At 63.1% G+C, this 22780-nt stretch carries 18 protein-coding genes, 1 tRNA gene and 1 pseudogene; 12 read left to right on the top strand and 8 right to left on the bottom strand.

Features of this window, described 5'->3' with window-relative positions; genetic code table 11:
• Positions 1-95: 95 nt before the first annotated feature.
• Positions 96-827, bottom strand: coding sequence for a glutathione S-transferase family protein (locus BLS50_RS07330; protein WP_074801623.1), 732 nt, complete (start codon positions 825-827; stop codon positions 96-98).
• A 40-nt stretch (positions 828-867) separates the two neighbouring features.
• Here BLS50_RS07330 and BLS50_RS07335 point away from each other — a divergent pair, with 40 nt between their 5' ends.
• The 8 genes and pseudogenes from BLS50_RS07335 to BLS50_RS07380 all read left to right on the top strand — a co-directional run bounded on the left by BLS50_RS07335 (position 868) and on the right by BLS50_RS07380 (position 14472).
• Positions 868-1845, top strand: a complete 978-nt coding sequence (locus BLS50_RS07335) for a LysR family transcriptional regulator (RefSeq protein WP_074801625.1) — start codon at positions 868-870, stop codon at positions 1843-1845.
• A 211-nt stretch (positions 1846-2056) separates the two neighbouring features.
• Positions 2057-3397, top strand: coding sequence for an MFS transporter (locus tag BLS50_RS07345; protein ID WP_074801628.1), 1341 nt, complete (start codon positions 2057-2059; stop codon positions 3395-3397).
• 62 nt (positions 3398-3459) lie between these two features.
• Positions 3460-4857, top strand: coding sequence for an enolase C-terminal domain-like protein (locus BLS50_RS07350; protein ID WP_074802767.1), 1398 nt, complete (start codon positions 3460-3462; stop codon positions 4855-4857).
• Positions 4858-4982: 125 nt separating this feature from the next.
• Complete coding sequence (locus BLS50_RS07355) at positions 4983-5294, top strand: hypothetical protein (RefSeq protein WP_074801630.1); 312 nt, start codon at positions 4983-4985, stop codon at positions 5292-5294.
• Between the two features lie 460 nt (positions 5295-5754).
• The gene (locus tag BLS50_RS07360) at positions 5755-6015 is read left to right on the top strand and encodes a hypothetical protein (RefSeq protein ID WP_074801634.1); all 261 of its coding nucleotides are present in this window, start codon (positions 5755-5757) and stop codon (positions 6013-6015) included.
• 885 nt (positions 6016-6900) lie between these two features.
• A pseudogene (locus tag BLS50_RS07370) lies at positions 6901-8780 on the top strand (ATP-dependent nuclease).
• A gap of 2 nt (positions 8781-8782) precedes the next feature.
• Complete coding sequence (locus BLS50_RS07375; RefSeq protein ID WP_074801640.1) at positions 8783-10192, top strand: DUF2130 domain-containing protein; 1410 nt, start codon at positions 8783-8785, stop codon at positions 10190-10192.
• A gap of 173 nt (positions 10193-10365) precedes the next feature.
• A complete protein-coding gene (locus tag BLS50_RS07380) occupies positions 10366-14472 on the top strand; it encodes a KAP family P-loop NTPase fold protein (RefSeq protein ID WP_074801642.1) in 4107 nt (1368 codons plus the stop codon).
• A gap of 447 nt (positions 14473-14919) precedes the next feature.
• On the opposite strand, the gene BLS50_RS07385 is transcribed toward BLS50_RS07380, so the two are convergent.
• The 5 genes from BLS50_RS07385 to BLS50_RS07405 all read right to left on the bottom strand — a co-directional run bounded on the left by BLS50_RS07385 (position 14920) and on the right by BLS50_RS07405 (position 17380).
• Positions 14920-14995 (bottom strand) — tRNA-Ala (locus BLS50_RS07385).
• Between the two features lie 67 nt (positions 14996-15062).
• Positions 15063-15416: a c-type cytochrome gene (locus BLS50_RS07390; RefSeq protein ID WP_006477385.1), complete on the bottom strand. Its 354-nt coding sequence runs from the start codon at positions 15414-15416 to the stop codon at positions 15063-15065.
• Complete coding sequence (locus BLS50_RS07395) at positions 15413-16213, bottom strand: BON domain-containing protein (protein WP_012327725.1); 801 nt, start codon at positions 16211-16213, stop codon at positions 15413-15415. The genes BLS50_RS07390 and BLS50_RS07395 overlap by 4 nt, the downstream gene beginning before the upstream one ends.
• A gap of 17 nt (positions 16214-16230) precedes the next feature.
• Positions 16231-16815, bottom strand: a complete 585-nt coding sequence (locus tag BLS50_RS07400; RefSeq protein WP_074801644.1) for an SIS domain-containing protein — start codon at positions 16813-16815, stop codon at positions 16231-16233.
• 136 nt (positions 16816-16951) lie between these two features.
• On the bottom strand, positions 16952-17380 hold the full coding sequence (locus tag BLS50_RS07405; protein WP_175769575.1) for a YraN family protein: 429 nt from the start codon (positions 17378-17380) through the stop codon (positions 16952-16954).
• Positions 17381-17426: 46 nt separating this feature from the next.
• On the opposite strand from BLS50_RS07405, the gene rsmI reads away from it, so the two are divergent.
• Positions 17427-18314, top strand: coding sequence for a 16S rRNA (cytidine(1402)-2'-O)-methyltransferase (rsmI, locus tag BLS50_RS07410; RefSeq protein ID WP_074801647.1), 888 nt, complete (start codon positions 17427-17429; stop codon positions 18312-18314).
• 78 nt (positions 18315-18392) lie between these two features.
• Here the strand turns inward: rsmI and BLS50_RS07415 are convergent, their stop codons facing one another.
• Positions 18393-19004 (bottom strand): septal ring lytic transglycosylase RlpA family protein, encoded by a 612-nt coding sequence (locus BLS50_RS07415; RefSeq protein WP_012327720.1) that lies wholly within the window; start codon positions 19002-19004, stop codon positions 18393-18395.
• 655 nt (positions 19005-19659) lie between these two features.
• Between BLS50_RS07415 and BLS50_RS07420 the strand changes: the two genes are divergently transcribed.
• The 3 genes from BLS50_RS07420 to BLS50_RS07430 all read left to right on the top strand — a co-directional run bounded on the left by BLS50_RS07420 (position 19660) and on the right by BLS50_RS07430 (position 21510).
• Positions 19660-20304 (top strand): MBL fold metallo-hydrolase, encoded by a 645-nt coding sequence (locus BLS50_RS07420; RefSeq protein WP_012327719.1) that lies wholly within the window; start codon positions 19660-19662, stop codon positions 20302-20304.
• Positions 20301-20960: a 3'-5' exonuclease family protein gene (locus BLS50_RS07425; protein ID WP_011546691.1), complete on the top strand. Its 660-nt coding sequence runs from the start codon at positions 20301-20303 to the stop codon at positions 20958-20960. Before BLS50_RS07420 ends, BLS50_RS07425 begins: the two co-directional genes overlap by 4 nt.
• A 79-nt stretch (positions 20961-21039) precedes the next feature.
• A complete protein-coding gene (locus BLS50_RS07430) occupies positions 21040-21510 on the top strand; it encodes an Lrp/AsnC family transcriptional regulator (RefSeq protein WP_006477376.1) in 471 nt (156 codons plus the stop codon).
• 70 nt (positions 21511-21580) lie between these two features.
• Here the strand turns inward: BLS50_RS07430 and BLS50_RS07435 are convergent, their stop codons facing one another.
• Positions 21581-22738 carry a cation diffusion facilitator family transporter gene (locus BLS50_RS07435; protein ID WP_011694093.1) on the bottom strand — a complete coding sequence of 386 codons (1158 nt, stop codon included), beginning with the start codon at positions 22736-22738 and terminating at the stop codon, positions 21581-21583.
• Between the last annotated feature and the right edge of the window lie 42 nt (positions 22739-22780).

Raw genomic sequence — 22780 nt, forward strand, 5'->3', positions numbered from 1 at the left:
CGCTATTTTTATCCGGGTATTAATTGAATGTCAATATTATCCGGGTAAAAATTGTCGCCAGCATGTTCCGTCCTGTGGAGCGACCGGCTTGCCGATCAGACCGCCCGCGCCGGCACCACGATGCCGCGCGCGCTGGCCAGCGCGTCGTCGAGCGACACATGCCCTTCGAACGCGGAAGACGCCGGCGGCGGCAGGTTCTCCTCGATCGCGTGCGCGAACTGCACGCCAGCATCGTCGGCAAGCCGCTCGCGCAGCGCGGCGACGCGCGGGAACGCATCGCGCTCGAACACCGCGTGATAGTCGGCCCAGCGCGCGATTCCCGTGAAGTACGCGTCGGCCAGCGTGCGCCGCGCGCCCAGCAGCCACGGGCCTTCGCCGCGCTCGAGCAGCGCTTCGAGCTGTCGGTGCGCCTTCAGCACCTTGCCGCGACCGTACGCCTGCAACGCCGCTTTCTCCGCGCCTTTGGTGTCGTGTTCGTACACGTACCAGAGCGCGCCGAACGCGTTGAAGAACGTCGTGTTCAGCCACGCCAGCATCCGGTTCAACTGATCGAAATCCGCGCTGCCCTGCCGAAACGCGAGGCCGCGGTCGAGCGCCTGCGCGCCGATATGGCCGAGGATCGCGATGCTTTCGGTCAGCACGTCGCCGTTCGCCGTGACGAACGCCGGCGTCTCGGCGACCGGGTTCAGCGCGAGGAACGCGTCGCTCGTCACGGCGCCCGGCATCGTGATGCGCGACAGCCGGTACGGGCGGCCGGTCCATTCGAGCGCGACGATCGAGCCGAACGAGCAGCCGGCGGGAATACCGTAGAGAAGGATCGGGGACATCGGGGAATTCCACAGAAGTTGAACGAGCAGTCATGCTCCCATGGCGAACGATGGCGCAGTAGCCGCTAAAATCGAAACCCATCGTTTCTTCATATGGACGCTGGCAATGAATCTGAACGATCTCTACCTGTTCGTGCAGGCGGTGGAGGCCGGCAGCATGTCGGCGGCCGCGCGCCGGCTCGACCTGCCGAAATCGACGGTCAGCAAGCGCGTGGCCGAGCTGGAACGCACGCTCGGCGCGCGGCTCGTGCATCGCACGTCGCGCAGCTTCCGGCTCACGCCGGTCGGCGCCGAATTCTTCGAGCATGCGCGCGCCGCCGTGATCGAGGCCGACAGCGCGCGCGACGCGGTGCTGCGGCAGGCCGCCGAGCCGGCCGGCGTCGTGCGGATCACGAGCTCGGTGCCGGTCGCGCAGCACATCCTCGCGCCGTGCCTGCCGGCGCTGGCGATCACGCACCCGAAGCTGCTGTTGCAGATTCATGCGAGCGACCGCCTCGTCGACATCGCGCAGGAAGGCTTCGACATCGCGGTGCGCAGCCATTTCGCGCCGCTGCCCGATTCCGCGCTCGTGCAACGGCCCCTCGCGGCGTCGCCGATCGTCGTCGTGGCCGCGCCGGCCTATCTCGCGCGGGCCGGCACGCCCGACACGCCGGCTGATCTCGCGCAGCACGACGGGCTCCACCCGGGCCCGCAGCCGTGGCGGCTGCAGCGCGGCGGCGATGCCGTCGACGTGACGCCGCGCCTGCGGCTGCAGGCCGACGAATCGACGCTGCTGCTACAGGCCGCGACGGCCGGCCTCGGCCTCGCGTGCCTGCCCGACTGGATCGCCGGCGCCGCGCTCGCGTCCGGCGCGCTCGTGCGCGTGCTGCCCGGCTGGTGCGCCGGCACCGTCACGACGACGCTGCTGATGCCGCACCGGCGCGGCCAGTTGCCCGGCGTGCGCGCCGCCGTCGAGTTTCTCGCGCAGCACGTGGCGCGCCATCACGGCAGCGGCAGCACGATCGAGCCGCGCGCGTGACCGTATTTCGCCGGATCGATTCAAATGCTGAATCGATCAAGTCAGCAATTGGCATGAAAGCGCAAATTTCGACATGACAGAATGGCCCGGACGCCCCACCTGCCTCGGCGTCCGGTGCCCGGCCTCCCGCCGGCGGCATCGACACATACAACGCGCGCACCGACGCGCCTGCCGCACGACGGCGCCTTCCGCCCCTCGGAGGAGACAAGTCATGGATCCGCTTCACGCGCTGCCGGCGTCCGCGTCGGCAACGGCCCGGCGCACCCGCGTGCGCTGGCTGGTGCTGGCCGTCCTGTTCGCGGTCACGACGATCAACTACGCGGATCGCGCGGCAATCGCGATCGCCGGCCCGAGCCTCGCCCGCGCGCTGCACCTGAGCCACGTGCAGATGGGCTTCATCTTTTCCGCGTTCGGCTGGTCGTACGTGATCGCGCAATTGCCGGGCGGCTGGCTGCTCGACCGCTTCGGGTCGCGCATCGTCTACGCATTCAGCATCTTCTTCTGGTCGCTGTTCACGCTGCTGCAAGGCGGGATCGGCTTCTTCGGCGGCGCGGCCGCGTTCGCGCTGCTGTTCGGGCTGCGCTTCCTGGTCGGCGCGGCCGAAGCGCCGTCGTTCCCGGCCAACAGCCGGATCGTGTCCGCGTGGTTCCCGGCGCCCGAGCGCGGCACCGCGTCGGCGATCTTCAACGCCGCGCAGTACGCGGCGACCGTCGTGTTCGCGCCGCTGATGGGCTGGCTCGTGCACGCGTTCGGCTGGCAGTCGGTGTTCGCGGTGATGGGCGTGCTCGGCTTCGCGTTCGTGCTGGTGTGGAACCGCACGATGTACGACCCCAAGGACCACCCGACCATCAACCGCGCGGAACTCGACTACCTCGCCGAAGGCGGTGCGCTCGTCAACATCGACCAGTCGACCGGTGGGCGCGACGGCGGCCCGTCGCTGCGCCACGTGAAGGCGCTGCTGAGAAACCGGATGCTGGTCGGCGTGTACGTCGCGCAGTACTGCATCAACGCCCTCACCTACTTCTTCATCACGTGGTTCCCCGTTTATCTGGTGCAGGCGCGCGGGATGTCGATCCTCAACGCGGGGCTCGTCGCATCGATCCCCGCCGTGTGCGGCTTCCTCGGCGGGATTCTCGGCGGCATCGTGTCCGATGCGCTGCTCAGGCAGGGCCGGTCGCTGTCGGTCGCGCGCAAGGTGCCGATCGTGATCGGCATGCTGCTGTCGATGTCGATGATCGTCTGCAACTACACCGATTCGCACGTGATCGTCGTGGTGTTCATGGCGCTGTCGTTCTTCGGCAAGGGGCTCGGCGCGCTCGGCTGGGCCGTCAACGCCGACACCGCACCGCGCCAGATCGCCGGCCTGAGCGGCGCGCTGCTCAACACGTGCGGCAATCTTTCCAGCATCACGACGCCGATCGCGATCGGCTATATCGTCGACCGCAGCGGCTCGTTCAACGGCGCGCTCGTCTATGTCGTCGCGCACGCGCTCGTCGCCGTGATCTGCTACCTGTTCGTCGTCGGCGAGATCCGCCGCGTCGAGCTTCAATGAACGGCGCGGGCCGCGCCGGCGCACCCCGCGGCCCGCACGCCACCGGAACCAGGAGCGAACCGATGTCCGAACCCAGCCGTGCCGGCACCCCGCGCGTCACGCGCATGCAGGTGATTCCCGTCGCCGGCCGCGACAGCATGCTGCTCAACCTGTGCGGCGCGCACGCGCCGTATTTCACGCGCAACCTCGTGATCCTCGACGACAGCAGCGGGCACACGGGCGTCGGCGAAGTGCCGGGCGGCGAAGGCATCCGCCATGCGCTCGAACGCATGACGGATCTCGTCGTCGGCCAGTCGATCGGGCGCTACCAGGCGACGCTCAACGCGGTGCGCGCGGCGCTGTCCGGCGCGGGCGCCGGTGCCGGCCGCACGATCCGCCACGAAGTGACGTCGGCCGGCGAGGCGGCGGTGCTGCGCCAGCCGCACGAGATCAACCTGCGGCTCGACAACGTGATCACCGCGATCGAAGCCGCGTTGCTCGACCTGCTCGGCCAGCACCTCGACGTGCCGGTCGCGGCACTGCTCGGCGAAGGCCAGCAGCGCGACGCGGTGCCGATGCTCGCGTATTTGTTCTACATCGGCGACCGGCGCCGCACCGATCTGCCGTATCGCGACGAGGCGCAGGCCTCGGACGCCTGGTTCCGGCTGCGCAACGAGGAGGCGCTCACGCCGGCCGCGATCGCGCGGCAGGCCGAAGCCGCGGTCGAGCGCTACGGTTTCGCCGATTTCAAGCTGAAGGGCGGCGTAATGGCCGGCGCCGACGAGATGGAAGCGATCGCGGCGATCAAGACGCGCTTTCCCGACGCGCGCGCGACGCTCGACCCGAACGGCGCGTGGTCGCTCGACGAGGCCATCGCACTGTGCCGCGGGCAAGGCCACCTGCTTGCGTATGCGGAAGATCCGTGCGGGCCGGAAGCCGGCTATTCGGGCCGCGAGGTGATGGCCGAATTCCGCCGCGCGACGGGGATTCCGACCGCGACCAACATGATCGCGACCGACTGGCGGCAGATGGATCACGCGGTGCGGCTGCAGGCGGTCGACATCCCGCTCGCCGATCCGCATTTCTGGACGATGCAGGGCTCGGTGCGGCTCGCGCAGCTGTGCCGCGACTGGGGGCTCACGTGGGGTTCGCACTCGAACAATCACTTCGACGTGTCGCTCGCGATGTTCACGCATGCGGCGGCAGCCGCGCCCGGCACGATCACCGCGATCGACACGCACTGGATCTGGCAGGAGGGCGATGCGCGGCTCACGCGCGAACCGCTCGCGATCGTCGGCGGCAAGGTGGCCGTGCCGGAACGGCCGGGGCTTGGCATCGAGCTGGACATCGCGCAGGTCGAGGCCGCGCATGCGCTGTACAACGCGGTGGGTGGTACGGCGCGCGACGATGCGGTCGCGATGCGTTATCTGGTGCCGGGGTGGACGTATGATCCGAAGCGGCCGAGTTTGGGGCGGGTTTAGGGCAGAGTGGCGGGACGGTGGCGGTTGCCAAACGCGGGAAACGGTCGCATCCTGCCGGCTGCCTTGATCGGCCCGCGTGGCGGACGGTCGGGTGCCCCCCGTCTATCCGCAACAGAACGCCATCCATGACGCCATCCGATCCAACACCGCGGCAGATCATCGTCTTCGTGCTGTATTCGGTGCTGTGCCTGCCCGCAAGCATGACCGTTGCCGGGTATGTCGCGACCCGGATCACGCAGAACGTATCGAATTTCGAAGGCGGCGCGGGCTATGCTGCGCTGTGGTGGATCATCATTCTGACTTGCGCATTCTATGGGCTGTCGATCGCCGTCTGCGCGCTGCTGCGGAAGAGGACCGCGGTGCTCGCGGTCATGACGGCGGGGTTCGCCGTGTTGGCGGTGCCGACGTTCAGGGTGATCTACGAATTGGCGACCTAGCGCGTCGGCCAATGGATCTGCAGAAAAACAAAAAGGCCCGATCTTGCTGAGACAGGGAGCAAATCCTTGCACGCACTCGGACTCATCTCTTTGCACTCCAACCGCAGAAATCAAAGGCCTCTGTAAAACGAATGTCGAGCAGGTGGAAGCAATTCTCTGCACTTTGTCCTAGCTGCACTGATTTCGTTGCACTTTGTGCACTTAGCGTGGTGGTGGGTATGGCGCGCTTCTGATGCAGGTCCCACTCGATACAGGTATGGTTACGTGGAATGGCAATCAGTCGACACGGGCTGCAGATGTGCATGCAGCGTACCTCTAGGCCAACCGCCATGGATCCCGATACCGCTCACGCCTCAACGCCGCCTAGTAGCGTCGATCAATTCATCTCGTCCTTGAATGATCGGGAGGCGCGAATCCACTGATCTCAGCACGACGCTTCGCCGTCGCCTTGCATATCGACATGCCAACGCTCGCGCAGTTGGCCGGCGTAGACCGCAATGCCGTTAGATCGGAGCGTATGCAGAGATTTCTTCAGGACGCGATCAAAGTCATCCAAGCTGCGGCCGATGTCTCCGGAGACGTACAGCGCGCGCTCTTTTGGTATCGCAACGAGCCGCTCTCTACCTTCGACGATAAGACAGCTGAACAGCTCGTGTCAGATGGGCGCACCGGCGATTTACTCCGCTACATCTCAGCGCTTAGGGAAGGAGCCGCCGGGTAGTACGTTGCGCGTCCGCACCTAGCAACCACTCTCACACTAGCGCGGATCCACGCCTGGTGACAGAAAACAGGGAACGGGGCGTATCGGTCTGGACGTTGTTCCGCGGTATGTTTCCGTCCCACCTCTTCAGTGCGCTGGCGATAAGTCGGCATTTTCCTTTCCGCCATCACACCGATAGTCGATCACGGGGAGCTTGCCTGCGCGAGTCGGGCAAGCAATGCCGGTCAACGTCGAGTTCATATGAACTTCTCCGTGAACCCTCCCCAAATGTCCTATCCTTCTATCGGCAATTACGCCACACGGGCGACGACGGAGGTAAAAAATGCCTGTTTATCTAAATCTAAATGGCGACTCGGGGATTTCATCATATGAGATGGGGCAGGACTTTATCAATGTGACATTTACCCAGGGGACGTTCCGAACTTACTCTTACACCTACGTAAGGCCCGGCGCCACGCACGTCGAGACAATGAAGAGACTCGCAGTTCAAGGCTATGGGCTTAACGCCTATATCAACAGCAATCCAGCCGTGAGAAATGGTTACGCGGCTAGGGCCTAGGAGAAAGCGCCGGGATCGGCCGGCGCGCGGTCTATTTGCCCGTTTGCTGGACCCGACTCAAAGTCGAAGAGGAGAGAGACGCCAACACCCAAGTCCGATTCGCAAATTGATCGCGACATTCGACAGTTCCTAGACGTGCGAATCGTCGAAGGGAAGCCCCAGAGGAACTCGTACCCAGTCGGTTTTTCGCCATGATGGTCAAGCATGTCCTGGACACTACGCCGGTCAACGTGCTCGAGAAAGCGACGGCGGCGTCGATCGCCTGAACTTCGACAATCACTGTCTCTGTAGTCTTCGGCAAAAGACACAAGGAGCCGGAATCTGCAATGAAGATTCAATCCGTTCGCATAAGAAACTTCCGCACGTTGAAAGATGTGACTATCCCCTTTGATTCCGTCACGACGTTCATTGGACCGAACGGCACTGGGAAGTCAACCGTGCTTCGTGCGCTCGACTGGTATTTTAACGGTAAGCCCGTCTCGCTGACAGAGAAGGACTGTTCCTTCGGGAGCACTACTGAGAACATTGAAGTTCAAGTCACGTTCGCCGATCTCACCGACAAGGACCGCGAAGCACTTGGTAAATACGCGCCGGACGGTGTTGCGACATTCACGGCATGGAAGCGCCGCTCACCTGACGGCTCAGAGGTGCTTTCGGCGAATGCGAAGGGCTTTCCAGAATTCAACGCAGTCAAAGCAGCAGGTAGTGCGGCAGCAAAAAAGGAACTGTATGCCGATCTCCGCAGTAGCCGTCCGGAACTAAATCTCCCTGCTGCCAATACAGGTACCGCCGTTGACCAGGCGATGACGGCCTGGGAGTCCTCCCATACTGGCCAGCTTGTCGATGCTCCCGAAGAGTTGCAAACCAATTTCTTCGGCTTCAACAGCGGCGGCAAGATGAGCGGCCTCTTCGACTTCGTCCTCGTCACGGCCGACCTTCGCGCTAGTGAGGAATCTACCGACAGCAAAGCAAGCATCATTGGGCGAATCCTTGAGCGTTCAGTTGATCGTGCTGCTGCTGACGATGCGATTGCAGCAATCGTCGAAGAGTCGCGCGCGAAGCAGCAGAAAGTCTATGAGGAAAAGTTCAAAACGCAGCTGGAAATCATGACGACGCGGCTCAACGGGGTCCTCACTTCTTACACACCAGGTCGGGCTGTCACGGTTTCGCCTGCGGATGTCGAACTCAAAGCCCCACGGACCACGTTCGAAGTGGCCGTGCTCGATGGCACAACTGAGACAGCTGTGGAACGACAGGGGCATGGTTTTCAGCGCACGCTTTTGATCTCGGCGCTCCAACTCCTGGCGCAGTCAGGTGCAGCGTCGGCCGACGGTGTGATCTGTTTAGCGATCGAGGAACCGGAACTATATCAGCACCCGATACAAGCCCAGACCTTTGCGAAGGTACTGAGGTCCCTCGCCGAGAATGCCAGCAAGCGCGTCCAAGTTACCTACGCGACTCATAGCCCCTACTTCCTCGAGGCTCGATATTTCAACCAGATCAGGCGCATGACGAGATCGTGTAACGATACGCCCGTGGTCACTGTTCATTTCGCCACGATCGACGAGGTGAAGACGAAGCTCAATGGAACGATAGATGCCGATCAGGTTGGTCGCCAGCTCGATGGCGTCGCCACAAATCGCCTCTCGGTCGCATTGTTCGCAGCACATGTGCTGCTGGTCGAGGGGATACAGAGGGGGCCGTGTTCTACGGAATCGGCGACCGGGACGCCGTGGGTCGCCTCGAATCTCAGGGACTATCGATTATTTCGGCCGGAGGCAAAGGTGGAATCCCGCTTGCTCACGCCATTCTCACCTGTCTTGGGATTCCGACCTACGTACTCTTCGACGGAGACGGTGACTTCGAAGGACGAGCTAAAGCCGCAGGCAAGACTCAGACCGCTATAGATGGTGAGCGCACGAAGTTTTCGACAGAGAACCGTCGACTGCTGAAGTACCTCGGTGAAACAGAGGTTGATTTCCCATCGGAACAGGTCGGGGATCGTGTAGCGACGCTAAGCGACCACCTCGAGACCTACCTAGAGTCCAATTGGGCGGAGTGGGTCACGTCGTGTGCAGCGATTGAGACCGCTGCTGGAATCCAGCTCGCAAAAAATCAATATGCTTACCGAACTGCGACGCTTGAGGCGAGCGGAACTGTTCCGGAGATGCTCAAGCAGATCCTCACAAAGGCGGGAGGCGCGTAGACATGCATGAAATCATCTGCCCACACTGCGGGAAAGCATTCAAGATTGACGAAGCTGGTTACGCGGACATCCTGAAGCAAGTTCGCGACAGCGAGTTCGAAAAACAGTTGCACGAGCGGCTTGAGCTGGCGGAGCAGGATAAGAGAAACGCCGTCGAACTCGCTCAAACCAAGGGCGCCAGCGAATTGCAAAAGGCTGCCGCAGCGAAGGACGCCGAGATCCAGGAACTGAAGGCCAGGCTCGATGCCGGTGAGGTCGCGCGAAAACTCGCCGTGACCGAGGCCCTAAGCGCCGTAGAAAAAGAGCGAGACGCACTCGCAAACGAACTTGAGCAGGCGAAACAGGACAAGCAAGCTGCTTCTGATCTAGCCGAGATGAAGCTCGTTAGCGAACTGCAGAGAGCCGCCGCTACGAAGGACGCGGAGATCCAAGGCCTGAAGGCCAAGCTCGACGCCCTTGAGGTTGCGCAGAAGCTGGCAATTACCGAAGCAGTTGGCGTGGTCGAGAAAGAGCGAGATGAACTTAAGAGCGGCCTCGAGCGCGCGGAGCTTGAAAAACGACTCGCAGAGAACTCGCTCAAGGATAAGTACGAAACGCAGATCAAGGACCGAGATGACGCGATCGAGCGCCTCCGAGACATGAAGGTTCGCTTGTCGACCAAGATGGTCGGTGAAACCCTTGAGCAGCACTGCGAGACCGAGTTCAACCGCATTCGAGCGACGGCGTTTCCAAGGGCATATTTCGAGAAGGACAACGACGCGCGGACTGGCAGCAAGGGCGACTACATCTTCCGCGACTCGGACGAGGCGGGCACCGAGATCGTCTCCATCATGTTCGAAATGAAAAACGAGAACGATCGCACCGCGACGAAGAGCAGGAACGAGGATTTCCTGAAGGAACTCGACAAGGATCGCACTGAGAAGGGGTGCGAGTATGCAGTGCTGGTCTCCCTGCTCGAACCTGACAGTGAGCTCTACAACACCGGGATCGTCGATGTGCTCCACCGCTACCCGAAGATGTACATCGTGCGACCGCAGTTCTTTCTTCCAATCATCACACTTCTGCGCAATGCGGCGATGAACTCGCTCAAGTACAAGTCGGAGCTAGCACTCGTCAAGGCGCAGAACATAGACATCACGAACTTCGAAACCGAGCTCGAGACGTTCAAGACCGCATTTGCGAAGAACTATGATCTCGCCTCTAGGCGCTTCCAAACGGCGATCGATGAGATCGACAAGTCGATCGACCACCTGCAGAAGACGAAGGAAGCCCTGCTCGGCACCGATCGGAACCTTCGTCTTGCAAACGACAAGGCTCAGGACGTGACGATCAAGAGGTTGACTCGGGGCAACCCGACGATGGCGGCCAAATTCGCCGAGCTCAAGAATGATGATCCTCCCGATGCCGAATGAGTCAGGTCAGCGGCCCCGAGACTAGTCCAGACCCCGTAGGTCGCACGCCGCGAGTTCAAATGATTGCGCCACCGATCGCTTGAATAACCCGTTGAATAGTCACTGAACGTATGCCTCCGACGGAGGCTCTTCGATCGATCTTAATTTCAAAACAACGCTACTAGAAAACGGCAATGAAAAGAGACATTTCCATCACAAACGAGATGCCGTCCGTTCTGGACAGGGAGATCGCGGACGCTCAACTTGACGCGTTTGGTCACCGTCATTTTGCGCTTGCGTTACGCAGCCTGATCGAATCGGGTGATCACCCGACACCCTTCAGCATTGGCCTTCTCGGTGGCTGGGGTACGGGCAAGAGCAGCATCAAAGAGATGTACATGGATGAGCTTCGAAACGATGCCACCAGGCATCAAGGCACGAAGCGGTCGGAGAAGATCCAATGCATAACGTTCAATGCTTGGCGCTTCGGGGGGCGCGACCAGGACATCAAGCGAGCACTGCTACGCCACGTGTTCCTTGAGTTAGGTGGGCACGAGGAAAGCCTGCAGGATCGGCTCTTCCGCCAGATTAGCCACGTCACGGAGGAGCCTAAGCCCGCGCTTCAATACTGCCTGGAAACGCTTCGCGCCTGGCTGTTGCCGATTCCCGCCGTGCTCGCGGTAATGGTCGCATTTGTCGGTGTCCTCGCCGCCGTCAACTGGATCTTCGGTGCCGGTGACAATGTGACCAAAGTGGCCGGATCGTTGTGTGTGTCGCTTCTCTTTGGATACGTGCTTAAGCATGTGAAACCACCGGAGGTGAAGGCCGCGTCCGCCATGACACGGGTTATGCTTCCCAGCACGAGTTCGGAGCAGTACGAGGATATGTTGCTCGGACAACTGTCCCGCTACAAGGCCGGAGAGAACAGATCCCCAGACGGGCGGGATGGAAGGAAGTGTGAACGGCTGGTTGTGTTTGTCGATGATCTCGACCGGTTGTCTGCTGAAGAGATGGTGCTCGGCCTGGACGGCGTACGCACGTTCATGGAAATTCCCAAAGGTCGCCTGCCAGATGGACTCGGCCTGGTATTCGTCATTTCGTGTGACGAAGGAAAGATTGCGGATGCGCTGGCCAAGGGCCGACGCTCGGCAGATTTGCCCGCGACGGTGTTCAACCGATTTGACGCCCGGCGGTACCTCGACCGAATCTTCCAGTTCCGCCTGGAGATCCCGCCGCCGCCACATAACGACATGCGAGAGTTTGCTACGAGAAAACTGGTAAGCATGGGAGGTGTTGCAGCCGATCTCGCAGCGCGCGGCGTGCCCCTAGCACCCATCGTTGACAGAATGATTCATGTCGGCGTGCAAGATCCGCGAAATGCGCTGCAAATTGTCAACGCGTTCGAGCAATCGTGGTGGCTGGCCAAAAAGCGTGAAGCCGATGGAGTGGGTAGCGACCGCGCAGGCGGGTTGCACGAAGGGGCCGTCACTGGCCACCCTATCTCACTTGGCGCACTTTCGGCCCTGAAGGTGAGTTTCCCGGATTTTTATCGCGAACTGCAGGATGACCCCGAGCTTCTCTTTCACTTCACCGAAGTCGTCGTGAGAGGACAGAGTCTGTCTGAGCGTCCTGAGTCGATCCAGCGAATCCTGGCCGACAAGTATCTGGCCCCCGAGCCTGCTTCGGGTGGAGAGGAGGCTTCCGCTAAACAAAAGCCGCAATTACGACCGGAATTCAGGCCGCTGCGTCAATTTCTCGCGGGGCTCGTAGGTGTTCGATGGGCTCAGCCGCTGGAGAGCCTGCTACTGCTCTCCGAAGACCCTATCTCTCGGCGGCTCGGACCAAAGATTGCGCAGTTGCGAAACGCATTCATCTCCGGCGACACCGATGGCGTTCTGGAGGGGCTGGGCAGGCATCATGATCTCTCGCCTTTGAGCGTCGATCAGGCAAAGAATCTGTACAACCTCTTTGAAGATCTCCGAGGCGAAACGGAAGTCCGTCGCACCAATGGCGCACGTGTAATGGCGGACGTAGTCGATCGAATTCCAGACCCTCCCCTCACACAGGTACTCAACGAGCTTTGCAGAACCCTTGACGAAAGTCCAAGCCTGCGATCGCAACTCGGACCTGTACGAATCAAGAATATGCTCGTCACAGCTGCGGGCTCCGACAAGCGCGCTGTAACTTCCCGTCTCATTGGTGACGCGATGGCAAGAGACGAAGATCTGAGCCTCAAGCTTGACTCCGGGCAAACGCCGAGTCTGGACGAGGCAATAGAGATGGTGAGAGCTATTGTTGCGCTTGCCATCGGTGTGCGTGGAGAACAGGGCCTCGAAGCGAGGGAAGACACGCAGTTCCTCGATTGGCTGTTGGCTCGCAATGTTCGCGTTCCCAACGCCTCCAGACAGCTCGGCTTTGATGAGCTGGAAGCCTGGCTCTCAACCGATACTGGCAGCATCGCTGGTTCTTTGGGGACGCGTTACGCGGAAGCACTTGCGAGTGAACTTGAAAAAGATCAGCCGGCAGCATTCGACATGGACGCCGCAACGCAGCGAGCCAAAAACGTGTTCTCGGCGCAGATGTCGGTTGGGGAAGAGGCACGGCGAGCAACATGGCCAATCGTATGTCGGTTTATGAGGCTCAGGCAGCCAGATACCGTCAGAGTCGCCTGGCAGGTTGCCGTGTCAAATGAAGGGTTCGCCGCCGATGCTGAAATCTCGTCGCTTGTCAGTGCATTTGTCACCCGCCTACTGCAGGACGTCCCAGACGACAGTTCCGATGTCGACGTTCATGAGGCATTCCCAGAGTTGATGAAACTGGTTGTGGCGCGGATACAGTCGCTCGACGACAGCGCGCTGCAACAACTGGTCGCGCTTGCAACAGCATGGAGCCGCGAAGACGTGCTCGCCCAACACGCGTGCGACGTCGTCTCCCAACTGCGTCGGGTGAACCCTGCACGGGCCACCGCAGTGTTGACCACATGGGCTCCACGGGTTATTTCCGATCTTCCCCTGCCGTGTCTTGAGATGTTGACGAAGCTTCTGCCCCAAGAGGATGACAGCCTCAAGGTCGCAGTTATGAATTCAGTGAACGCTATTCTGACTACGGAACCGATTAACGATGCCACGGCGAGCCGTTACTCCGCGTTCGTCGATGGGCTTGCCGCCTCCGACTGGGACAAGGCGCCATTCAAGGGGCACCTGGACAACGCTTTAGGCAATCTCGCCAGCCGCAGCGGCAACAGCAACTATCTAGAATCGATTTTTCCGCCCATCTCGAAAGTGCTAGCTCACGCGACACCCCAAACGCTTGGTACCTCGCTGCAGCAGCTCTTCCAACAGGCCAAAAACTATCCCGCTCACTACGCGTTACTGCATCGACATATGGTCGGTCACTGGCCTGCATCTGCCCCGACGCTTGCACCATATGACCCATCTGCCCTGTTTGAAGAGGCCTGTGCCACTTCAATCAGCCAAGCAGCAACAGTGAAAGACGATGTGCTCAGTTCCGCTTCCGACATGTTTGACCACGGCATGGTCGCGCAGGACAAGCGTGCGCGTCTAATCGAGGCCGCATGCTCTCTCTGGAAGGTCGAGCCTCATCTCGCACTACCGTTCTTCCGGCGATATCCTGACCTGTCGGTCGAGCAGATTGATTCTCTCGTAAGCACGTTGAACACCAGTGAGCCTGAACAGATAGCAACTCTCAGCAAGGCATGGCAGGTCGTATCACGACAAATTGGGGATGATACGCGCCGGACAGCTACCATTGCGCTGCTTCGTCGCGGTGCAGTTCAGACAACAGGAGACGCAGACTTGGCGTTGAATGTGTGGCTGTCTGCGCAAGATGACAGAGAACGTGCGTTGCTGATCGACCTGCTCGTCGACGGTACCATCCCCGATGAACAACGGGCGAGGCTTTGGAGGCAAGCGGTCTCACGCTCTGAGGCATTTGGAAAAGGATTCTTTGTTGACCTTATTCCGCGCGCCTTGAGCGTACAGAACAGCGAGGCTCTCTCGGCCGCCGTTTTCGACAGCGCACAGCCCGTTGAAAAGCTGATGAATGATGGCCAGGCACGTTCAGACTTCGCCCGTGGCCTGATGAGCCGGTTCCATGAGTTCGGAACGGAAACGATCAAGGGCAACGCAGGTGCTATGGCGAACCGACTGGTCGGGGACGGCGCGTTGAAGGGGTTGAATATCGAAAGCCTGGCGGCAAGCGATTTGCCGATCCTTTCGGGGGCATTTGGATCGTCCAAAGAGCTTGACCGGATCAAAAACCAGATCCAGAAAGGCAGCTAGATACGTACTGGCACGGGCGAACTGTTCAACCATCGTTCGCCTGTGCCCGTAGCGGTCCCGCGAAAGCTAACGGGATTCGCCCCCTATAGCGTGTTCGCACCGGGCAGTTGAGATGAATGAGGTTGCCGATATTACGTGGCTCCCGCCCGACGCTCGGTCTCACTTTGCGCGACCTTTATCGTCAGCTACCGAGGCTCGTCGAGCCCCATTCCGACCACTACGTGTGGGCGCTTTGCTATCACAAGCGTTCAGTTGCGCCTCTCGCTTGCAATCTCCGTGACACCTACGGCATCAGGTACTGGGCGCGCCAGATGCCACAAAGCCGGCGCAAGGCCGGCTTTGTGGCTTGGGAAGCATAAGATTGCACTTTGTCAGGGAAGCATATCTTTGCATCTGGGGCAAAAATATCCTTCCTGTCTCATTGCGATCAGGCCTTTCGAATTCCGTTGGTGGAGCGGAGGAGGATCGAACTCCCGACCTTCGCATTGCGAACGCGACGCTCTCCCAGCTGAGCTACCGCCCCATCAGTCAACTATCATACACACGCATTTCTGCGCTTGGCAATAGGGGGTTGAATCGCCCCCGAAACCTTACTTCGACGGCGCGCCGGCCAGCACCCATTCGACCACCGACCGGACGTCGGCGTCGCTCATCCGCGGATGCGCCGGCATCGGAATCGCGCCCCACACACCCGAGCCGCCGTCCTTCACCTTCTTCGACAGCTTCGCGACGGCCTGCGGATCGGACTTGTAGCGCGCGGCGATATCCTTGAACGACGGGCCGACGAGCTTGCGGTCGACCGCGTGGCACCCCATGCACGCGTTGCTGCGCGCGACTTTCAGGCCGTCGCCGACGTCCGCGTGCGCGGCGCCCAGCGTGCCGGCCACGAGCGCCGCGGCCGCGGCGCCCTGCACCATCCATCGTTTCATCTGCATGCCCGTCATTGCGCCTTCGCCTTCGGATTGCCCGGATGCACGTTCGACGAATTCGAGATCGGCGCGGGCGGCTGCAGCGGCGCGGACTGCACCGATGCGTCGGGCACCGCGCCGACCGTCGCGCTGTCCGCCGGTGCGGCAGCCGGCTGCGCGCCGGATGCGCCGCTCGCGGGCGACGCGTCCTGCAGCGCCTGCGCGTCCTGCGGCTTCACGTACTGGAACACCTTCACGACCTTCTCGACGCCCGGCACCTGGCTCGCGGCTTCCGCGCCGCGATTGCCTTCGTCCACCGTCACGAGGCCCATCAGGTAGAGATTGCCGCGCTCGCTGACGACCTTGTAGTAGTTCGCCGAGATGCCCTTCGTCGCGATCAGCTCCGACTTCACGCGCCCTTCGAGGTACGAGTCGTTCGCGCGCGACGACAGCGACGACGCCGGCTCGACCGACAGCTCGTTGACAATGCCGTTCACGTTGTTGATGCCGCGCACGAGTTCCTCGGCGCGCTGCTTCGACGCATCGTTCGGCACTTCGCCCGTCAGCAGCACGCGGCGGTTGAACACCGTCACGTTCACGTGCGACTGGTCCGGCAGCCCGTTGTTGATCTGCGTGAGCGACTTGACCTGGATCTCGCGATCCTCCGTCTGCGCGCCGAGCGTCCGGCGATCGGTCGCGATCAGCGCGCCGCCGCCGGCCGCCGCACCCACGACCCCGAGCACACAACCCTGCAGCGACACGGCGAGGCCCGCCGTCAGCGCGGCGAGCAGCGTGGTTCTGACGAGCGTCTGTTTGACGCGGCTTTGATTCATCGACGGCTCTCCTTCGTTCAATCCTCACCCAGCAGCATCGCGTCGATGCCGTCGCACAGGCTGTGGATGGTCAGCAGATGGACTTCGTGGATGCGCGCCGCGCGAACGGCGGGCACGCTGATTGGAATATCGGTGTCGGACAGCGCGGCCGCGACCATGTGGCCGTTGCCGCCCGTCAATGCGACGACGGTCATTTCGCGCTCATGCGCCTCGTCGATCGCCGCGAGCACGCGCGGCGATGCGCCGCCCGCGTCGAGCACCAGCAGGATGTCGCCCGTCTGGCCCAGCACGCGCACCTGCTGAGCAAATAACTGGTCGGCCGCCGCCGCGCCCGCGAGGCCGGCCTGCGACGCGTCGGTGGCCAGCGCGATCGCGGGCAGGCCCGGACGTTCGCGCTCGAAACCGCCGACGAGCGACGCGGCGAGGTACTGCGCGGCGGCGGCCGACGGGCCGTCACCGCACGCGACGATCTTGTTGCCGTTCGCCAGCGCGGCGAACATCGCATCGACCGCGGCTGCGATCGGCAGCGACAGCGCGTCGGCCGCTTCGGCGTGAAGCGCGGCGCTGTCGCGGAATTGTTGCTGAATACGTTCGACTGACATCGATTCCTGGTGAACTGGGCGCGTGGCACAACGTGGCGCCACTCGCGCGACATCGTGGGTGCGGCGAGTTTACCGTACTCCGGCGCCCTCTCCGGGGGTCCGGCAAGAACTCTTTACATCTCGTCACAGCTCGCGGCTACGCATCGTCGGTACGAAATGCGTCGCGCAGCCACGCAAGCCGGCCGGCCTCGAACGCGACGACGTCGAAACGGCACGCGGCGCCGGCGCCGTGCCGCGACCAGAACTGCAACGCGGCCGCGACCAGACGCCGCCGCTTGCGCCAGCCGACGCTCGCGGCCGCACCGCCGTGCCGGGTACTGCGCCGCGCGCGCACTTCGACGAACACGAGCATGCCGTCGGGCTCGCGCATCACGAGATCGAGCTCGCCGCCGCGCATCGTCACGTTCGCGGCGACGAATCCGAGGCCATGACGCTCGAGAAACTGCCGCGCGCGCTGCTCGAACGCCGCGCCGACCGGTTTGGATCGCGCCGCGCCGGAAAAGTTGTCGCCCGAAGGCGGCCGACCGCGCGCGCCCTCCGGCCGGGCCGGCGCCGCGTGGCACAATGCCGTCCTTGTTCCGTTCGTGCCGCGACTGCGTGCATTGCCTGCCATGACTGCCCTCCTCGAACTCGCGCGTACGCAGCACTACCCGGACGCCACGCTCTACGTGGTCGCCACACCGATCGGCAATACAGCCGACATCACGCTGCGCGCGCTGCACGTGCTCGGCCTCGCCGACCGCATCGCCGCCGAAGACACCCGCAACACGGGCCAGCTGCTCGCCCGCTACGGGATCTCGAAACCGCTCGTCGCCGTGCACGAGCACAACGAACGCGAAGCCGCGCAGCGCGTGATCGAACTGCTGCGCGGCGGCGAACGCGTGGCCTACGTGTCGGACGCCGGCACGCCCGGCATCTCGGACCCCGGCGCGCGGCTCGTCGACGCCGTGCGCGCGGCCGGCTTCACGGTGGTTCCGCTGCCTGGCGCGAGCGCGGCCGTGACCGCGCTGAGCGTGGCCGGCGACTGGGCCGGCGCGTTCACGTTCGCGGGCTTCCTGCCGCCGAAGGCGAAACAGCGCGCGACCGCGCTGCAGGCGCTGGTGTCGCACCCGTACGCGCTGGTGTTCTACGAAGCGCCGCACCGGATCGCCGAAACCGTCGCCGCGCTCGCCGAAGCGTTCGGCCCCGCGCGCCGGCTGCTGATCGCGCGCGAGCTCACCAAGCTACACGAGCAGTTGTTCCAGGGCACCCTGGCCGAAGGACAGAGCTGGCTCGCCGGCGATGCGAACCGGCAGCGCGGCGAGTTCGTGCTGGTGGTCGAAGGCGCGCCGACGGCCAGCGGCGAAGCCGACGATACCGCGCACGACGCGCTGCTCAGGCTGCTGCTGGAAGAGGTGCCGGTGAAGAGCGCGGCGAAGCTCGCGGCCGCGCTGACGGGCGCATCGCGCAGCACGCTGTATGCGCGTGCGCTCGTGCTGAAGGAAGGCAAGGAGGACTGACGCGCGACACCGCCGCGCGGAAACGACAAAGGGCTGCCGGAAGGCAGCCCTTTGCGCATGAGCGGACGATCTGCCGGGTTATTTCGCCGAGATCGACGCGAACATTTCGTCGCGGGCCTCGCGCGCTTCCTGCGGCGACAGCCCTTCGATCTTCACGCGGCCCGTGCCGGCGTGCACGAGGCCGATCACCTTGGCCGCCGCATACGACAGGTCGAGCACGCGGCCGCGCTTGAACGGCCCGCGATCGTTGACCTTCACGACGACCCACTTGCCGGTCGATGCGTTCGTCACCTTGATGTACGACGACAGCGGCAGCGTACGGTGCGCGGCGGTGAACGCGTTCATGTTGAAGCGTTCGCCGTTCGCGGTGCGGCGGCCGTGGAAATCCCGCCCGTACCACGATGCGCGGCCGCTCTGGCGGAACTCGGACACATCCTTGCCGTCGATCGGCTCGGCGTCCGCCAGCGACGACTTCTTCGCGTCCTTGCTGTCGGCGGCCGGCATCGATGCCAGCGCGGAATCGAAACTGAGCGGCTGCTTGTCGTCGTCCGCCTTCGCGGCGGCGGCCGTCTTGTCGACGGCCTTCTTCTGGTTCACGCTGCCGGTGGTCTGGCTGGATGGCACCGCACAGCCCGTCAGCGCAAAAAACAATGCAATGGTTCCGAATCGGCTCGGAAAACGTAAATTCATCGACGTGTCGCCTTCTGGTTCGGGCCGCATCGATACAACGCTGCTTCACAACGCAGAGATGCGGCCCGGACGGCAAATGCGTGCACGCCCCGCTCGAATGCGAGCAGGCGGCTAGCATGGGCGCGGCCTTCGTCCTGGCCGCAACCGTCCTGATTAGCTTTCACGTCTGGCGCAACCTGTCCCCAACAGCCTGACCAGACCCCACATGCCGCCATCGAACATGGCTTCACGTTCGCGCGCGTCGCTACGACCAACGCACAGGAACGGCGGCACAGGCCTCATCCGGCGGCGCGGCAGCAGGGCCGCAGGCGGGCGCGCAGCACCCGGCCGGACAAGACGTGAGCACCGAATGTTCGGTGCTGGATACACCGCCGGACTCCCCGGCGGCTGATGCTTGACGGTGAATCGAACGCCTCGTTTAACGGGGCCGAAACACCAGCGAATTGCGTGAAATTCACGTGCAATGGAGCGCATTATACATAAATCAAAACCTTGTCTCGAAAAGCACCCCGGGCGCACCATTGATTCTCTCTATGACTGTAACAATCGGCATGCTCCGGGAATGCCCTGATCGGCACGCCGCCACATGTATCGCACGCCCGGCAGCCCGTACGCGCGACCGGTACAATCGCTCCTTTTAGCCGCCGGTGCACCCATGAAAGTCACGCTCATTCCGGTCACGCCGTTCCAGCAGAACTGCTCGCTGCTCGTCTGCGAGAAGACGGGCCGCGCCGCCGTCGTCGATCCGGGCGGCGATCTCGACCGCATCGAACAGGAAGTCGCGCGGCAGAACGTGCAGGTCGAGAAGGTGCTGCTCACGCACGGGCACATCGATCACTGCGCGGGCGCGAAGACGCTCGCGACGCGCTACGGCGTGCCGATCGAGGGGCCGCAGGAAGAGGAGCGCTTCTGGATCGAGAAGCTGCCGATGCAAAGCGAGCGCTTCGGCTTTCCGGCCGCCGACGTCTTCGAGCCTGACCAGTGGCTGAACGACGGCGACACCGTGCAATTCGGCGACGAGACGCTCGAGGTCTATCACTGCCCCGGCCACACGCCCGGCCACGTCGTATTCTTCAGCCGCGCGCATCGCGTCGCGATCGTCGGCGACGTGCTGTTCGCGGGCTCGATCGGCCGGACCGATTTCCCGCGCGGCAATCACGAGGATCTCGTCCGTTCGATCAAGGAAAAGCTGTGGCCGCTCGGCGACGACGTCACGTTCGTGCCCGGCCATGGCCCGGTGTCGACGTTCGGCGACGAGCGCCGCACGAATCCGTTCGTGTCCGACAAGGTATTCGGATGAACCAGACCGCCATCCCGGAAATTTACGTCAGCACCGACGTCGAGGCCGACGGCCCGATTCCCGGCCCGCACTCGATGCTGAGCTTCGCGTCGGCCGCCTATACCGAGGACAAGCAGCTGATCGCGACGTTCTCGGCGAACCTCGAGACGCTGCCCGGCGCGCACGCGCACCCGGTGCAGGAAGCCTGGTGGAAGACCGAGCCGGAAGCCTGGGCCGCCTGCCGGCGCGATCTGCAGGCGCCCGAGGCAGCGCTGGTCGCCTACGTCGAATGGGTCGAGGCGCTGCCCGGCAAGCCGGTGTTCGTCGCGATGCCGGCCGGCTTCGATTTCACGTTCATGTTCTGGTACATGATGCGTTTCGCGGGGCGCTGCCCGTTCTCGTGGTCGGCGCTCGACATCAAGACGCTCGCGTTCGCGATGACCGGCCTGCCGTACCGCAAGGCGATCAAGCCGCGCTTTCCGAAGCACTGGTTCGACGACCATCCGCACACGCATGTCGCGCTCGACGACGCGATCGAGCAAGGCGCGCTGTTCTGCAACATGCTCGCCGACCTGCGCCGGCAGCAAGCCGCGCTCGCGGGCCTGGCCGTATCGGATACCGATCGGTCGGAAAGCGCGGGGGCGGGACAAAATCCCACGGATCCGCGAGCAAATTAGCGAATCTCGCTCAACGGCGCGTCGCCAGATTGCCTTTCCTTTCCCGGCCCTCTAACATTCAGCGTGTTGTAGCTGCCGCATGGAGGCGCAGGTGACGCTCGATTCCTTTTCGCAAAAAATCCTTCGCCTGTTGCAGCTCGACGCGCGCCGTTCCGTTCAGGAAATCTCCGACCAGGTCGGGCTGTCGAGCACGCCGTGCTGGCGCCGCATCAAGGACATGGAACAGTCGGGCGTGATCCAGCGCTACACGGCGCTGCTCGATCGCGAGAAGCTCGGCCTGCACGTCTGCGCGCTCGCGCACGTGCATCTGACGCGCCACAACGAAGGCGGCGTCGAGCAGTTCGAGCGCGAGATCGCCACCTGTCCGGAAGTCACCGAGTGCTACAGCACCACCGGCGAAGCCGATTACATCCTCAAGATCGTCGCGCCGGACATCAAGGCCTACGACGTGTTCCTGCACGAACGCATCTTCAAGATCCCGGCCGTGTCGCAGGTGCGCACGAGCGTCGTGCTGCGCGAAATCAAGTTCGACACGCAACTGCCGCTGTAACGCGCGGGCCCGCCCCTGCGGCGGGCCGCGTTCGCGGTTGCCGGCGGCGGTTGCCGGCTGGCGCTGCCGGTCACGTCCGCGCGGGCAACGTGCGCGTGAAGCTGATCCGGCGCGCGCCGAACTCACGCTTCAGCGTATCGATGTCGAGCCGGCCGGCCAGCGCCGCATCGGTGTCGCGCGGATCGCTGTCGAGCGTCACGTCGACCTCGAGCCCCGTACTCAGGTAATGCAGGTTGATCGCCGCCGCGCGCAGCCCGCGCTGCGCGAGCGCGGCCTCGAGCCGCGCCGCGAGCTCGCCGCGCGGCGGCAACGCGAGCGCCGGACGGCGCGCCGCATCGTTCTCCGGGTCGACGTGGATCAACGCATCGAGCACGCGCGGGTCGGACAACACACGCGCCCGCGCGGTCTCGGCGATGTAATGCCCTTCGGAGACGGAGATCTTCGGATCGACGAGGATGTGCGCATCGACGAGCGCGGCATCGCCCATCTTGCGCGTGCGCAGGTCGTGCACGTCGCGCACGCCAGGCGTCGCGGCGAGCAGCGCGCGGATCTCGGCCGTGTCGGCCGTATCGAGCGCGCGGTCGGAAAGGTCCTGCAACGCGTCATAGCCGAACGTCCAGCCCATGCGCGCGACCATGAAGCCGACGATGGCCGCCGCGATCGGGTCGAGCAATCGCACGCCGGCCAGGCTGCCGACGATGCCGATCGCGACGACGAGCGACGACGCGGCATCCGAACGCGCATGCCACGCGTTGGCGACCAGCATCGCCGAGCGCACGCGCCGTGCTTCGCGCAGCATGTAGCGAAACAGCGCTTCCTTCGACACGAGCACCGTCAGCGCAACGATCAGCGCGGAAAAATGCACGGCCGGAATGTTTTCGAGATTAACGAGACGATCGCCGGCACGCCAGAGCATGCCGATACCAACCGCAATCAGGATCGCACCGAGAAACAGCGACGCGACCGTCTCGTAGCGGCTATGGCCGTAATTGTGGTCGGCATCCGGCGATGCGCCGCTATGCCGATTCGCAACCAGCACGACAAAATCCGAGATCAAATCGGAAATCGAATGCACGCCGTCGGCAATCAATGCCTGCGAATGCGCAATCACGCCGACGGCAATCTGAAATGTCGCAAGCACGACATTCAGGACAATACTGACGAGCGTGCTCTTGCGCGCAACTGCGTGCTTATCTGCGCTCTGCGCGTCGCCGGAAAACGTGGACATGAAATATGAGATATCGGTGTGCGGTACGCAATTCTATCAAAG

It is taken from the genome of Burkholderia orbicola, assembly GCF_900100915.1.
Classification (GTDB): Bacteria; Pseudomonadota; Gammaproteobacteria; order Burkholderiales; family Burkholderiaceae; genus Burkholderia; species Burkholderia orbicola.

Excerpts from the sequence above, each read along its gene's own strand:
- BLS50_RS07400 (WP_074801644.1), bottom strand. The coding sequence starts at position 16,815 with ATGTCAGTCGAACGTATTCAGCAACAATTCCGCGACAGCGCCGCGCTT.
- BLS50_RS07345 (WP_074801628.1), top strand. The coding sequence starts at position 2,057 with ATGGATCCGCTTCACGCGCTGCCGGCGTCCGCGTCGGCAACGGCCCGG.
- BLS50_RS07330 (WP_074801623.1), bottom strand. The coding sequence starts at position 827 with ATGTCCCCGATCCTTCTCTACGGTATTCCCGCCGGCTGCTCGTTCGGC.
- BLS50_RS07415 (WP_012327720.1), bottom strand. The coding sequence starts at position 19,004 with ATGAATTTACGTTTTCCGAGCCGATTCGGAACCATTGCATTGTTTTTT.
- BLS50_RS07380 (WP_074801642.1), top strand. The coding sequence starts at position 10,366 with ATGAAAAGAGACATTTCCATCACAAACGAGATGCCGTCCGTTCTGGAC.
- BLS50_RS07390 (WP_006477385.1), bottom strand. The coding sequence starts at position 15,416 with ATGACGGGCATGCAGATGAAACGATGGATGGTGCAGGGCGCCGCGGCC.
- BLS50_RS07420 (WP_012327719.1), top strand. The coding sequence starts at position 19,660 with ATGAAAGTCACGCTCATTCCGGTCACGCCGTTCCAGCAGAACTGCTCG.
- rsmI (WP_074801647.1), top strand. The coding sequence starts at position 17,427 with ATGACTGCCCTCCTCGAACTCGCGCGTACGCAGCACTACCCGGACGCC.
- BLS50_RS07425 (WP_011546691.1), top strand. The coding sequence starts at position 20,301 with ATGAACCAGACCGCCATCCCGGAAATTTACGTCAGCACCGACGTCGAG.
- BLS50_RS07355 (WP_074801630.1), top strand. The coding sequence starts at position 4,983 with ATGACGCCATCCGATCCAACACCGCGGCAGATCATCGTCTTCGTGCTG.
- BLS50_RS07430 (WP_006477376.1), top strand. The coding sequence starts at position 21,040 with ATGGAGGCGCAGGTGACGCTCGATTCCTTTTCGCAAAAAATCCTTCGC.
- BLS50_RS07395 (WP_012327725.1), bottom strand. The coding sequence starts at position 16,213 with ATGAATCAAAGCCGCGTCAAACAGACGCTCGTCAGAACCACGCTGCTC.
- BLS50_RS07360 (WP_074801634.1), top strand. The coding sequence starts at position 5,755 with ATGCCAACGCTCGCGCAGTTGGCCGGCGTAGACCGCAATGCCGTTAGA.
- BLS50_RS07335 (WP_074801625.1), top strand. The coding sequence starts at position 868 with ATGGCGAACGATGGCGCAGTAGCCGCTAAAATCGAAACCCATCGTTTC.
- BLS50_RS07435 (WP_011694093.1), bottom strand. The coding sequence starts at position 22,738 with ATGTCCACGTTTTCCGGCGACGCGCAGAGCGCAGATAAGCACGCAGTT.
- BLS50_RS07375 (WP_074801640.1), top strand. The coding sequence starts at position 8,783 with ATGCATGAAATCATCTGCCCACACTGCGGGAAAGCATTCAAGATTGAC.
- BLS50_RS07350 (WP_074802767.1), top strand. The coding sequence starts at position 3,460 with ATGTCCGAACCCAGCCGTGCCGGCACCCCGCGCGTCACGCGCATGCAG.